At 64.9% G+C, this 13,607-nt stretch carries 8 protein-coding genes; 3 read left to right on the forward strand and 5 right to left on the reverse strand.

Annotation, left to right across the window (positions count from 1 at the left end):
• Positions 1-35: 35 nt before the first annotated feature.
• Together NKJ12_RS03895 and NKJ12_RS03900 are read left to right on the forward strand one after the other, a co-directional pair.
• On the forward strand, positions 36-4,832 hold the full coding sequence (locus NKJ12_RS03895) for an NAD-glutamate dehydrogenase (protein WP_352701302.1): 4,797 nt from the start codon (positions 36-38) through the stop codon (positions 4,830-4,832).
• 188 nt (positions 4,833-5,020) lie between these two features.
• Positions 5,021-6,397, forward strand: coding sequence for an MFS transporter (locus NKJ12_RS03900; RefSeq protein WP_254820428.1), 1,377 nt, complete (start codon positions 5,021-5,023; stop codon positions 6,395-6,397).
• Positions 6,398-6,436: 39 nt separating this feature from the next.
• Here the strand turns inward: NKJ12_RS03900 and purH are convergent, their stop codons facing one another.
• The 4 genes from purH to htpX all read right to left on the reverse strand — a co-directional run bounded on the left by purH (position 6,437) and on the right by htpX (position 12,427).
• A complete protein-coding gene (gene purH / locus NKJ12_RS03905) occupies positions 6,437-8,053 on the reverse strand; it encodes a bifunctional phosphoribosylaminoimidazolecarboxamide formyltransferase/IMP cyclohydrolase (RefSeq protein ID WP_352701303.1) in 1,617 nt (538 codons plus the stop codon).
• A gap of 84 nt (positions 8,054-8,137) precedes the next feature.
• On the reverse strand, positions 8,138-9,886 hold the full coding sequence (locus NKJ12_RS03910; protein ID WP_352701304.1) for a heparinase II/III family protein: 1,749 nt from the start codon (positions 9,884-9,886) through the stop codon (positions 8,138-8,140).
• Between the two features lie 145 nt (positions 9,887-10,031).
• Positions 10,032-11,420, reverse strand: a complete 1,389-nt coding sequence (locus NKJ12_RS03915) for an RsmB/NOP family class I SAM-dependent RNA methyltransferase (RefSeq protein ID WP_352701305.1) — start codon at positions 11,418-11,420, stop codon at positions 10,032-10,034.
• Positions 11,411-12,427 (reverse strand): zinc metalloprotease HtpX, encoded by a 1,017-nt coding sequence (gene htpX, locus NKJ12_RS03920; protein WP_352504870.1) that lies wholly within the window; start codon positions 12,425-12,427, stop codon positions 11,411-11,413. The genes NKJ12_RS03915 and htpX overlap by 10 nt, the downstream gene beginning before the upstream one ends.
• A gap of 117 nt (positions 12,428-12,544) precedes the next feature.
• Between htpX and NKJ12_RS03925 the strand changes: the two genes are divergently transcribed.
• A complete protein-coding gene (locus NKJ12_RS03925; RefSeq protein WP_352504871.1) occupies positions 12,545-12,757 on the forward strand; it encodes a DUF1674 domain-containing protein in 213 nt (70 codons plus the stop codon).
• 18 nt (positions 12,758-12,775) lie between these two features.
• Here the strand turns inward: NKJ12_RS03925 and NKJ12_RS03930 are convergent, their stop codons facing one another.
• Complete coding sequence (locus tag NKJ12_RS03930) at positions 12,776-13,447, reverse strand: HAD-IA family hydrolase (RefSeq protein ID WP_352687068.1); 672 nt, start codon at positions 13,445-13,447, stop codon at positions 12,776-12,778.
• Positions 13,448-13,607: the final 160 nt, after the last annotated feature.

Consider the following 13,607-nt stretch of genomic DNA (forward strand, 5'->3'; position numbering starts at 1 on the left):
AGCATAGCCGCAAAAACATGCGACGGGAGGGACTCATGGCCAGTGTAAAGTCAGCGAGCCGGTTGAAAAAAGCCGGCCTGACGAGGGGTGAAGCCGCGGGTGGCGAAAAGCCCGGCAGGCTTGCCGACTACCTGCTGGCCCGAGCTCCGGCCGAAGATGTCGCCGCCTACGACGTCATCGATCTCGAACGCGCTGCCGAACTCGCCGGCCGCGCAGTGGCCAGGCACAAGAAGGACGACTGCGTCGTTGCCATAGACGTCGAATCCGGTGTCGTCCGCCAGGGCCGGCCGATGACGGTGATCACCGTCGTCAACGACAACATGCCGTTCCTGTTTGATTCCGTCCTCGGCGAAATCACCGAGAGCGCGGGCGAGCCGCTGCTGGTTACCCACCCGGTCATAGTCGTCAGGCACGGCAAAAACGGCGTCGAGGAAATCCTCGGCGACGGGGGTTATGCCAAGGGCGACCACAGCCATGACCGGCTGAGCGTCATCCATGTCCATATCGGCCGCCTTTCGGCCGAGCAGGCTGAAGGTCTGGCCGCGCGCCTGACCAAGCTGCTCGGCCAAGTGCGCGCCGCCGTCACCGACTGGAAGCCGATGCTCGCCCGCCTCGACCAAGCGATCTCGGAATTCCGCTACTCGCCAGTGCCGCTCGACAAGGCCCATGTCACCGAGGCGATCGCCTTCCTCGAATGGCTGCGCGACGACAATTTCACCTTTCTCGGCATGCGCGAATTCAACTACACCGGCGGCGAGACGAGCGGCATGCTCGAGCGCGCCGAAAAGCCCGGCTTGGGCATCCTTTCCGATCCCGACGTGCTGGTGCTCAGGCGCGGCACCGAAGCGGTAAGCACGACGCCGGAAATCCGCGCCTTCCTGCATGGGCCGGAACCGCTGATCGTCACCAAGGCCAACGCCAAGTCATCGGTGCACCGCCGCATCTACCTCGACTACATCGGCGTCAAGACCTACACCGGCAAAGGCGTGCTTTCGGGCGAGCTCCGCATCGTCGGCCTGTTCACGTCGACTGCCTATACGCGCTCGGTGATGAAAATCCCCTATCTGCGCTCGAAGGCGGAAACCGTCATCGCCAAATCCGGCTTCAATCCAAGCGACCATTCCGGCAAGGCATTGATCAACGTGCTGGAGAGCTATCCGCGCGACGAGCTGTTCCAGGTTCCGGTGCCGATCCTGCGCAAGCATGCCGAAGCCATCCTTGGCTTGATCGAGCGGCCGCGCGTCAGGGCATTGGTGCGTGTCGACCAGTTCGACCGCTTCGTCTCCGTGCTCGTCTTCGTGCCGCGCGACCGCTACGACAGCGTCGTGCGCGAGAAGATCGGCACGTATCTGAAGACCGTCTTCGAAGGCCGGCTGTCGGCCTATTATCCGGCGTTCCCGGAAGGCGGGCTGGCGCGTGTCCATTTCATCATCGGCCGCTCCGGCGGCAAGACGCCGAAGGTCGAGCAGGCGACGATCGAGGCGGCGATCCGCGACATCGTACGGACCTGGGACGATGCACTGCGCGAGACCGCGACAGAGACCGGCGCCGATGCGAGACTCACGGCCATCGCCTCGCGTTTTTCGGAAAGTTATCGCGACAGTTTTCCGCCGGCCGTGGCGCTGGCCGACGCCGGGCGCATCGCCAAGCTCGATGCGTCAAATCCGATCGCCATCGACTATTACCGTCACGCCGTCCAGAAGCCGCATCAGGCGGCACTGAAGATCTATCACCACGGCAGCCCGGTGGCGCTGTCGCGGCGTGTGCCGGTGTTGGAAAACATCGGTTTCCGCGTCATCAGCGAGCGCACTTTCGAGGTCGGCGACAATCAATCCGGCATGGTCTTCATCCACGACATGGAACTCGAGAACAGCTACGGCAGGCCGATCGACCTCGGCAATGGCGGCGCGCTGTTCGAGGATGCGTTCCTTTCCGTCTGGCGCGGCGATGTCGACAATGACGGCTATAACGGCCTTGCCCAGACCGCCGGCCTGTGGTCGGGCGAGATCACCGTCCTGCGCGCCTATGGCCGCTATCTGCAGCAGGCCGGTATCCCGCAGAGCCAGGATTTCATCGCCGCCGCGCTCAATCGCTATCCCGAGATCGCCCGCGGCCTGCATGCGCTGTTCGTCGCCCGCCTCGGCCCGACGGCGGAAACGGAAGGTGTCGTCCAGGCCAAACATTTGAAGGCCAAGATCACGGATGCGCTGGAAGACGTTCCCAACATCGATGACGACACCATCATCCGCCGTTATCTGAATCTGATCGAGGCCTCGCTGCGCACCAATCATTTCGTTGCCGATACGAAAGAGAAAGGCCAATCGCTGGCCATCAAGCTCGATTCGCAATCGGTCGACGGGCTGCCGGCGCCGCGGCCATGGCGGGAGATCTTCGTCTACGGCTCCGAGGTCGAGGGTGTGCATCTGCGCTTCGGCCCGGTCGCGCGCGGCGGCCTGCGCTGGTCGGACCGTGCGCAGGACTATCGCACCGAGGTGCTCGGCCTGGTCAAGGCACAGCAGGTCAAGAATGCGGTGATCGTGCCGGTTGGCGCCAAGGGCGGCTTCTACCCGAAAAAGCTGCCGATGAGCGCCGGGCGCGACGCAATTTTCGAGGCCGGCACGGCCGCCTACAAGAATTACGTTTCCAGCCTGTTGTCGATCACCGACAATATCGGCCTGGACGGCGTCATCCCGCCGGCCGGCGTGGTGCGGCGCGACCAGGACGATCCCTATTTCGTCGTCGCTGCCGACAAGGGCACGGCGACCTTCTCGGACATTGCCAACGCCATCAGTGAAAAGCACGGCTTCTGGCTCGACGACGCTTTCGCCAGCGGCGGTTCGGCCGGTTACGACCACAAGAAGATGGGCATCACCGCCAAGGGCGCCTGGGAAGCGGTCAAGCGGCATTTTCGCGAGATGAACCGCGACATCCAAACCACTCCGTTCACCGTCGTCGGCGTTGGCGACATGTCGGGCGACGTGTTCGGCAACGGCATGCTGCTGTCGGAGCAGACCCGGCTGATCGCCGCCTTCGATCATCGCGACATCTTCATCGATCCCGATCCCGACATGGCGGCTTCGATGGCCGAGCGCCGGCGTATGTTCGCTCTCGCCCGCTCAAGCTGGCAGGATTACGACAAGACGAAGCTGTCCGAAGGTGGCATCATCGTCTCGCGCAGCCAGAAGTCGATCACCTTGCCGGCCGCCGCGGCTGCAGCGATCGGCCTCGGCAAGACAACGGCCACGCCGGTCGAGATCATGAGTGCCATCCTCAAGGCGCCGGCAGATCTTTTGTGGTTCGGCGGCATCGGCACCTATGTCAGGGCATCGGGCGAGACCAACCAGGACGTCGGCGACCGTGCCAATGACGCGATCCGCATCACCGCGCTCGACCTGCGCGCCAAGGTGATCGGCGAGGGCGCCAATCTCGGCGTCACGCAGCGGGCGCGCATCGAATTCGGATTGAATGGCGGACGCTGCAACTCAGATGCGATCGACAATTCGGGCGGCGTGAACTGTTCCGACGTCGAGGTCAACATCAAGATCGCGCTGGCTTCCGCGATGCGCAAGGGATCGTTGACCCGGCCGGCGCGCAACAAATTGCTGGCCGAGATGACCGATGAGGTCAGCGCCCTGGTGCTGTCCAACAATTACCAGCAGACGCTGGCGCTGTCGCTTGCCCGCAAGCGCGGCCTCGCCGACATCGCCCATCAGAGCCGCTTCATGGCGGCGCTGGAGGCGCGCGGACTGCTCGACCGTGCCGTCGAGGCGCTGCCGTCGCCGGCGGCCCTTGTCGAGCGCGAGACCCGCGGCGAGCCGCTGACCAGGGCCGAGCTCGGCGTGCTGCTTGCCTATGCCAAGATCGTGCTGTTTTCCGATATCGTCGCCAGCGACGTCCCGGACGATCCGCATTTCGACCGCGACCTGATGGGTTACTTTCCCGAGCGCATGGCAAAGAAATATGCTGCGGAAATCCACGGCCATCGGCTGCGCCGCGAGATCATCGCCCGTGTCGTCGCCAATGATCTGGTCAATCGCGGCGGTCCGTCCTTCGTCAACCGGCTGCAGGAAACAACCGGCCGCAGTGCCGCCGATGTCGTGCGCACCTTCGCCGTGGTTCGGGATGGATTTGCGCTGCCGGCGCTCTATCGCCAGATCGACGCGCTCGACAACCAGATCGACGGGCAGATCCAGCTCGACCTTTATCAGGCGGTCAGCCGGCTGATCTATGTGACGAGCGGCTGGTACCTGAAGAACGATGCCGGCACCGCGCCGCTAGGGCAGCGGATCGCCGAGTTGCAGGACGCGCGCAAGGCGCTGGAGCCGAAGCTGGTTTCGCTGCTGCCGGCCTTCTCGCGCGAGCGGATCGAAGAGCGGCGGCACAATCTGTCGAAGGGCGGCGCGCCGGGGAGCCTTGCCGAACAACTGGCGTTGACCGATGTGGCGGAACTCATCCCCGACATTGCCCTGACGGCGCGGACGGCGAATGCTGGCATCGTCGCTGCCGCCAAGGCGTTTTTCGCGGTCAGCGATGTCTTCCGCATCCCGCGCGTCGAAGATGCGGCGCGCTCGATCACCCCGTCGGATTATTACGATCAATTGGCGCTTTCCCGTGCCACCGACACGATCGGCGCGGCCAGGCGCGGTATCGCCGTGGCGGCACTCACCAGCCATGCCGAGGCGGCGGATCCGGTGACGGCATGGCTGGAGGCCGGCGGCGAACGGGTCGGACGCATCCGCGAGCGGCTGCAGGCGCTGACCGAGGGCGGCGACATCACCGTGTCGCGGCTATCGGTGGCGTCCGGCCTGATGAGCGATCTGACGGGGCTGTGAGACGTCTTCCATATCGCGCGGGATTGCCGGGAAGAACTGCGCAATAGAGCGAACGGCGCGCTGCTTTGGGGAGCGCCGGAGCATGATGCCGAACCTAACGATCGGCTTTTGGACAAGATCGTGCTCAACAACAAGACGGAGCGTCATTCCGATTCGATCGGCATTGAGCAAGCTCCAGCGGAGGGGACATGGCTGAGATGGCAGTGCAGCGGGCGTCGGGACGCGGCATCTGGGGATGGATGCTGTTCGACTGGGCGGCACAGCCGTTTTTCACGGTCGTCACTACCTTCATCTTTGGTCCGTATTTCGTTTCGCGCATGGCCAGCAATCCCGAGACCGGGCAAGCGGCCTGGGGCTACGGCATTGCCGCCGCCGGCCTCGTCATCGCTGTTTTGTCGCCGGTCCTCGGTTCGATCGCCGACCAGACAGGACCGCGAAAGCCGTGGATAGCCTTCTTCGCCGCGGTCAAGATCACCTGCCTCACCCTGCTGTGGTTCGCCGCGCCCGGCTCTGATCTTTTTCTGGTCGTGGCGTTGTTCTCGCTGGCGTCGGTCGCGGCGGAATTCTCGACCGTGTTCAATGATTCGATGATGCCCCGCCTGGTGCCGAAGAGCGACATCGGCAGGATCTCGAACATGGCCTGGGGGCTCGGCTATCTCGGCGGCATGATCGCACTGATCTTCGTCGTTACCGTTATGGCCGGCTCGCCTGAAACCGGCAAGACCGTTGTTGGGCTGGACCCGATCTTCGGCCTCGATCCCAGGCTCGGCGAGGACGCGCGCGCCACCGGACCGTTGTCGGCGGCCTGGTATTTCCTGTTCATCCTGCCGATGTTCTTCTTCACGCCGGATGCAATCAAAGGCATTCCAATCGGGCCGGCGGTGCGCGAGGGACTGTCGGAACTGAAGTCGACGCTGGCCGAGGTGCGCAAGCGCAGCGGCATTTTTCGCTTTCTCGTCGCCCGCATGATCTATCAGGACGGCGTCAACGCGCTGCTGGCGTTGGGCGGAACGTTTGCGGCGGCAATGTTCCATTGGTCGATTACCGAGATCGGCCTGTTCGGCATCATCCTCAACGTCGTCGCCATAGTCGGATGCCTGGTCGCCGCACGCCTCGACACGGCGCTGGGTTCCAAGTCCATAGTGATGATTTCGCTGGTCATGCTGAGCATCGCCACGCTGGGCATCGTCTCGACCGGCCCGGGCTATACGCTGTTCGGCGCCTGGGTGATGCCCGGACTGGACGGCGGCGGATTGTTCGGCACGGCGGCGGAAAAAGCCTACATTTTCTACGGCCTGCTGATCGGGCTTGCTTTCGGGCCGGTGCAGGCTTCGTCGCGCTCCTACATGGCGCGCAGCGTCTCCGCGGCTGAATCGGGCCGCTATTTCGGCATCTATGCACTGGCCGGCCGAGCAACCAGTTTTGCCGCACCCTTCATGGTGGCCACGATCACCCTGGCCAGCGGCTCGGCGCGGCTCGGCATGGCGGCGATCGTGCTGTTCCTCGGAGCGGGCATGGCGATCCTGATCGGCACGCCCTATCCGGCGGATCGGCCGGCGGAGTGATCTGCTCGTCCCTTCTCCCACAGAGGGAAGGGAGGGAGTTCAATGCCTGAAATGCCTCACGCCGGTAAACACCATGGCGATGCCGTGAGCATCGGCGGCGGCGATGACATCGTCGTCGCGCATCGAGCCGCCGGGCTGAATGACGGCGGTGGCGCCGGCTTCGATTGCCGACAAAAGCCCATCCGCGAACGGGAAAAAGGCATCCGAGGCGACGACCGAGCCCTTGGTCAAAGGCTCCGTCAGACCGGCAGCCTCGGCCGCGTCGAGCGCCTTGTGCGCGGCGATGCGCGAGGAATCGACCCGGCTCATCTGGCCGGCGCCGATGCCGACTGTAGCGCCATCCCTGGCATAGACTATGGCGTTCGACTTGACGTGCTTTGCCACGCGAAAGGCGAATTTCAGATCGGCCAATTCGGCCGGCGTCGGAGCGCGGCTGGTCACCACTTTCAGGTCGAGGTCATCAATCACCGCATTGTCGCGGCCCTGGACCAGCAAGCCGCCGGCAACCGATTTCAAGCCAAAGCCCGCCGCGCGCGGGTCGGGCAGGCCGCCGGTAACCAGCAGGCGTAGATTCTTCTTGGCGGCAATGATGCGGACTGCTTCCTCGGACGCCTCCGGTGCGATGATCACTTCGGTAAAGGTCTTGACGATCTCTTCGGCGGTTCCGGCGTCGAGGATGCGGTTCATGGCGACGATGCCGCCGAAGGCAGAGACCGGATCGCAGGCCAGCGCCTTGGCATAGGCCGCGTGCAGCGAAGCGGCTTCGGCGACGCCGCACGGGTTGGCGTGCTTGATGATGGCAATTGCGGCGGAGCGGGTCGGATCGAATTCGCCGACCAGCTCGAAGGCGGCGTCGGTGTCGTTGATGTTGTTGTAGGAAAGCTGCTTGCCCTGAAGCTGGCGCGCCGTAGCGACGCCCGGCCGCCTGTCGCCATTGACATAGAAGCCGGCGCCCTGATGTGGGTTTTCGCCATAGCGCATCACCGATTGCAGCTTGCCGCCGAAGGCGCGCCATGTCGGATGCTCGATCTCGAGCGCCTCGGCGAACCATCCCGAGATCGCCGCGTCGTAGGTGGCAGTACGGGCAAAGGCCTTGGCTGCCAGCTTCTTGCGGAAATCCAGCGACAGCGAGCCGAAATTCATCTCCAGCGCGTTGAGCACCGAGGCATAGTCGTCAGGGTCGGTGACGATACCGACATAGGCGTGGTTCTTGGCCGAGGCACGGATCATCGCCGGGCCGCCAATATCGATGTTCTCGACGATCGCCGCGTAGTCGGCGCCGGAGCGGCGCACCTCTTCGAATGGATAGAGATTGGAGACGACGAGATCTATAGGCTCGATGCCGTGGTCGCGCATCGCAGCGGCGTGCTCGGGATCGTCGCGCACGCCGAGCAGTGCGCCATGCACCGACGGGTGCAGCGTCTTGACGCGGCCGTCCATGATCTCGGGAAAGCCGGTGAGCTCGGATACGTCGCGCACGGCCATGCCGGCCTCGGCGATCGCCTTTGCGGTGCCGCCGGTCGAAACCAGCTCGACGCCGGCCGAAGCCAGCGCCTTGGCGAAGTCGATCAGGCCGGTCTTGTCGAAGACGGAGAGCAGCGCGCGACGGATCGGAACAAGGTCGGGCGCGGGAATGTTCTTGGCGGCGACGGCCATGGGCTGGCGGCCTTTCCAGTTCTGGTTGGAGAGCGTCCGCGGGCCGTAGCACATGAGGCCCGGAAATCAAGCAGCAAGGCTTGATCAGTGTTTGCCGTTGCCGCTGGCTTCGGCTTTTTCCGGATGACCACCGATAGTAGTCCGCGTGAATTGCCAGTGGACCTCGAAAATCTCCGAGGCTTTGAACGCAAGCACGATCTGCCGGCTGCGGCGCGGGCCGCCGAGCCCGGCGAAATAGATCGATTCCTCGACCTCGGGTGCCACTTCGGTGGAGGTAAACACCCAGGTGTCGGCATGGTCGGCGGCCAGCACCAGACGGTCATGCTCATCCTGGAGCAGGTTTATGTCGGGATGGACATGGAAACGCACCGTGACGAAATCACGGCCATTGTTGCGGATAGAGGCGCCGCCCGGCCGCAGGAAGCGGTCCTTGCCGGCAAGCACATTGCCTTCGGTCGATAATTTCAGCTCGCGCTCATGCAGGAAGCCGAAGCGCGCGACATAGCCGTCATGGCGGGCGATGAAGCCCTGGCTGCCCTTCTGGTCGGTGCGCTTGCAAGGCACATGCTGCGGTCCGCCGATCAAAGGCGTGCCGAGCAGGTCGTTGACGCGCAGGGAGTGGTTGAAGCGCGCCGACGACGTGTCGTTGATGGTGGCGGTCGAGTGGGCGGCGGTGGCGCGGGCAAGCGGCCGGAACTCGGCGGCGCCATAGGTGTCTATGCCGGCGTTGACGATATAGTGCTGGCGGCCCGACGACAATTCGAAGGCGAGGCACCCGGCGTGAGCGGCATTGGACACGTCGACGGGCGGCGGCGGTCCGGTATCGGCGATCACGGTGACACCCCCCATCGACAGGCGCTCATAACCCGAATGCGGCGCGTGCAGCAATGGTGCGCCGGCGGTGTCGTCGTGATGCAGGATGCTGGCGATACGGTCGTGGATGGTGGCGCCCATGCCGTTGAAGCGGGCAAGGCTGCCATCCTGATGGCGAAAGAAGCGCAGCGCCGGCAGCATCCGGTCGATGGCGCCGATCAGGGCGGCCGGCGGTGTCTCGGCCTGATTGGCGTATGTCTGGCGCAACGGCAGAAGGTCGGCGAGGATTTCAAGCACGGCCATCGGATTGCGCGAGATATGGCCGCCGTCAGGCAGGATCTGGCGGTCGATCTCGTCGGCGAGACTGCGGGTGGCACCGCGCAGCGCCGAGGCCGGCGCCGGCAGCGACAAAGCGGCAAAGGCCAGCGCAATGCGCGCGCGCAGCCTGTCCTTGCCGTCCGGCATCTCGCGCGCCATGGCGCGCAGATAGCGGATCTGGACGGCAAGCGATTTCAGGAAGGCGCGGTAGAACGGAAATTCGGCGCCCTGCAACACGATCGAGGAATGCTGCAGCCAGGCAATGACGCGCTTGGCCGTCGTGCCGGGCTCCCAGGCGACGCCGGAAATATGGCTGCCATGGATTGCAATCCAGTCGGAAACCAACGCCCGCGCGTTGGCGGCGGCGAGCTCGGTACCCGCGGCACGCATGTGGCGCAGCCAGCGAAAGCCATGCAGCGTCTTTTGCCAGCCGGGATTGGGCACGTCGATCTGGAAGGGCGATTTGCCGCCGGTCTCGACCAGATGCCCCGAAAGCGGATAGCGGCCGTAATAGATCTCGAGCGCGATCTGAGGATCGGCGAGGCGCAGGTCCGGCGGGGCGATCAGGACGCGCTCCGGCGTGCGGCCTGAGTAGCGCCAGCGATAGAGTGGTCCGGCACGCAAGCGCCGGCGCGCCTTGCGCCAGAACTCCCTCGCGACAAGCGTCCACAGACGCGTCGTGTTACCGGCAGCGATTGCCAAAATCTCTCCTGATCGTCCTCACCCAGGCACAAGTTTATATGATTCAAGAACTTGTGCGAAGGCGAATTCCGCGGCAGCGTGGCCGTTCAGCCTGTTTTCCGTGCCTCCTCGCTCCAAAAGGCCGGACGCGCTTCGATATCTGCCCTTAGCCGGCTCTGCGCATGCGGGCGGCGAAGAAGCCGTCCAGCCCGGAACGGGCAGGGGAGCCAAGCTCCAGGTCGGCAGGCGTGGTGCGCAACGTGCCTTGCGGCGTCAGGAACGGGTCGATGCCGGCGATCTCACCCGGCCGAAGCGGGTCGTCGATGATTTCCGCATTGCCGGCGAGAAAGCCGCGATAAAGCTCTTCGCCTTCGAGCGAATCGAGCGAACAGTTGGAAAGGACGATGCGTCCGCCAGGCTTGACCAGGGTGACGGCCCGGGCAAGCAGCCGGCGTTGCAGGTCGGCCAGTTTTTCGACGTCGGCCGCCGTCTTCGTCCAGGGAACGTCGGGATGCCGCCGTACCGTGCCTGTCGAAGAGCAAGGTGCGTCGAGGAGCACGCCGTCGAAGAGCTCCTTCGGCTCGTATTTGAGCAGATCGACGTGGGCGATCTCCGCGGACAGGCCGAGCCGTTCGAGATTCTGCGTCAGCCGCGCCAGCCGTGTTCTGGACATGTCGAGTGCGGTGACGTGGGCGCCGGCGAGGATCAGCTGGGCGGTCTTGCCGCCCGGCGCGGCACAGAGGTCGGCGATTCGCAAACCATTGATGTCGCCGAACAGCCGGGCCGGCAGGCTGGCCGCTGCATCCTGAACCCACCAGGCGCCTTCCCCAAAGCCGGGCAGTTCGGTCACGGAAGCGCTGAGCTTTTCCACGCGCACCGTGCCGGTCGGCAGGACGAAGCCGCCGAGCCGTTCGGCCCACAGCGCCGGGTCCGACTTGACGGTGAAATCGACCGGCGCCTCATGGCGATGGGCGAGCAGTATCTGCCTGGTCTTGTCGAGGCCGTAGACGGTTTTCAAACGGTCGGAAAACCATTTTGGCGCCTCGTCGGTGGCCGCAACCGCCGCCGCGAGCTCATCCTGCTTGGCCCGCGCCAACGTACGCAGTACGCCGTTGACGAGGCCGGAAAAGCGCGCCGTGCGCGGATCGGACTTGGCGTGGGTCACGGCGAGGTCGACGGCGGCGCTGTCGGGAACATCGAGGAACAGGATCTGCGCCGCCGCCACATGCAAGATGTGCGAAAGCGCCGTGGCGTTGGGCGGCAGCGGCTTTTCCAGGCGGCGGGCCAACAGGCCTGATATGGTCATGCGGTAGCGCAGGGCGGTGACCAGAATGGCGCGCACCAGGGCGCGGTCGCGCAGGTCGAGCGCCTTGTATTGCGGATGGCCGTTTTCATGGTCGGTCAGCCCGTCGAGCGGCGTTCTCGCGTCGATGACGGCGGCAAGCAGCCGCGCGGCTGCCTTGCGCGCGGCGAGGCCAGCAACGGCCTCGCTGCCCGAATTGTGTTGACGATCGCCTGGAATTGCGTGCCGGCGTTGCCCGACGCTCACGACCACGGACCTTTGGGCCCGGTCGGATTGCGTCCCCAGGGATTGGGTTTCGGCCTGGCCGGCTCGGCCGGCCTTTCGGGCCGGGCGGCCCTTTCCCACGGACCCGACGGCTGCTGCCCGATCCCGTCCGGCGCCGGGCTTGGCGTCGCGGCCGCTTCGGGTGCGCCGGCCATCTGTTGCGCCATCCGCTGCAGGGCGGCGATGCGGTTTTCGGTGCTCGGGTGGGTGGAGAACAAATTGTCCATGCGCTCGCCGGAAAGAGGATTGATGATGAAGAGATGGGCGGTTGCCGGATTGCGCTCGGCATCCGGGTTGCGGATGCGTTCGGCGCCACGGGCGATCTTGTCAAGCGCCGAGGCGAGCCACAGCGGGTGTCCACAGATTTCGGCACCGCGCCGGTCGGCCTCGTATTCGCGAGTGCGGCTCACCGCCATCTGCACGATCATGGCGGCCAAAGGCGCGACGATCATTGCCACCAGCACGCCGACGATGCCGAAGGAATTGTTGTTGTCGCGGTTACCGCCGAAGAAGAAGGCGAAATTGCCGAGCATCGAAATTGCGCCGGCGAAGGTGGCGACGATCGTCATGGTCAGCGTATCGCGGTGCTGCACATGGGCGAGCTCGTGCGCCATCACCGCCGCGACTTCTTCATGCGATAGCCGCTCGAGCAGGCCAGTGCTGGCGGCGACAGCGGCATTTTGCGGATTGCGGCCGGTGGCGAAGGCATTGGGCTGCGGATTGTCGATGAGATAGGTCCTCGGCATCGGCAGACCGGCGCGTCGGGCTAGGCCCTGCACGATGGCGTAATATTCAGGCGCGTTGCTTTCGTCGACCTCGATCGCTCGGTGCATCGCCAGCACCATCTTGTCGGCGTTCCAATAGCTGAACAGATTGGTGCCGGCAGCGATCAGCAAGGCGATCATCATGCCGCCGGATCCGCCGACCAGATAACCGACGCCCATGAACAGGGCCGTCATTGCGGCCAAAAGCATGGCGGTGCGAAGGGTGTTCATTGTCTGCTCCGTTCTGCCCAACAAAGGGGTCGATCCCTTGTGGACCCATCGCTATATGATGGGAAACAGCGGTTCTCGTTTCAATCGGGGGCCCGTTTCAATCTACCGGAAGATCGCATGATCGACGAATCCAACAAAACACAGGCTCACCACGCGCCGCAAAAGGCGCTGACGCCGGCAGCCCGGCGCGCTTTGGCGGAGGCCGAGGCCCGGCGGCAAAAATATCGCGAGACGGAAGCCACGCTGCCGAGGGAGATCGGCGGGCGCGGCGGCAAGGAGCCTGGCCGCTACGGCGACTGGGAGATCAAGGGCCTGACCAGCGACTTTTAGCCCAGGCAGGGCGCCAAACTACGCAGGCTGCGCCGTCCGCTCCGCTTCGATGGCAATCCAGCCGCTGGCATCGACGGCGATGCCGATCGCGTCATAGCCGGCGATAGCGGCATGCGGCGTCTGCAAAGGATGCCGGTGCGTGGCGCTGATCACCACGATTGCGGCGCCCGCGGCTTCGGCTGCCGCTATGCCGGCCGGCGCGTCCTCGAAGACAAGGCAGTCGCGCACATCGACGCCGAGCCGTTCGGCCGCCAGCCGGAAGCAGTCGGGCGCCGGCTTGCCGCGGGCCACGTCCTCCGCCGCAACGATGACGGCGGGAGCCGGAATGCCGGCGGCCTGCAGGCGCAGCAGGGCGAGTTCGCGCGGCGCGGAGGTGGCGATGGCCCAACTCCCAGGCGGCAGCGATGCGAGGAACGCCGCGGCGCCGGCGATCGGGCGAATGCCCTCGACATCGGCTGCCTCGGCCTGCAAAAGCGCATCGGCTTCGCGGGCAGGATCGACGCCTGGCAGCGCCAGCCGGCCGATGGTCTCGATCGCCCGCACGCCGTGGATGGTCGGCAGGAATGCGGCGACGTCAAGACCTTGCCGACGCGCCCAAGCTGCCCAGACCCTTTCCGCCGCGGCAATCGAATTGAGAATCGTGCCGTCCATATCGAACAGGAAGGCCGCAAATTTTCTGCCTGCAAACATCGGTTTTCCCGGGTCATCCTGGAGGGATTATTTTCGAAGGACGCGTGTCGATCGACCGTAACGTTGCCGCGTCCGTATGGGAAGCCGCGAGGCGTCGTTTTCGACGTTCGCAAGGAACCGCCGCGCACTCTCCTGCGTTGACCAGCACTATCTTCCATGA

The organism is Mesorhizobium sp. M0195 (assembly GCF_040322115.1).
In the GTDB taxonomy this organism is placed as follows: domain Bacteria; phylum Pseudomonadota; class Alphaproteobacteria; order Rhizobiales; family Rhizobiaceae; genus Mesorhizobium.

Coding starts and splice junctions, on each gene's coding strand:
- NKJ12_RS03895 (WP_352701302.1), top strand. CDS start 36: ATGGCCAGTGTAAAGTCAGCGAGCCGGTTGAAAAAAGCCGGCCTGACG.
- htpX (WP_352504870.1), bottom strand. CDS start 12,427: ATGAACACCCTTCGCACCGCCATGCTTTTGGCCGCAATGACGGCCCTG.
- purH (WP_352701303.1), bottom strand. CDS start 8,053: ATGGCCGTCGCCGCCAAGAACATTCCCGCGCCCGACCTTGTTCCGATC.
- NKJ12_RS03925 (WP_352504871.1), top strand. CDS start 12,545: ATGATCGACGAATCCAACAAAACACAGGCTCACCACGCGCCGCAAAAG.
- NKJ12_RS03900 (WP_254820428.1), top strand. CDS start 5,021: ATGGCTGAGATGGCAGTGCAGCGGGCGTCGGGACGCGGCATCTGGGGA.
- NKJ12_RS03930 (WP_352687068.1), bottom strand. CDS start 13,447: ATGTTTGCAGGCAGAAAATTTGCGGCCTTCCTGTTCGATATGGACGGC.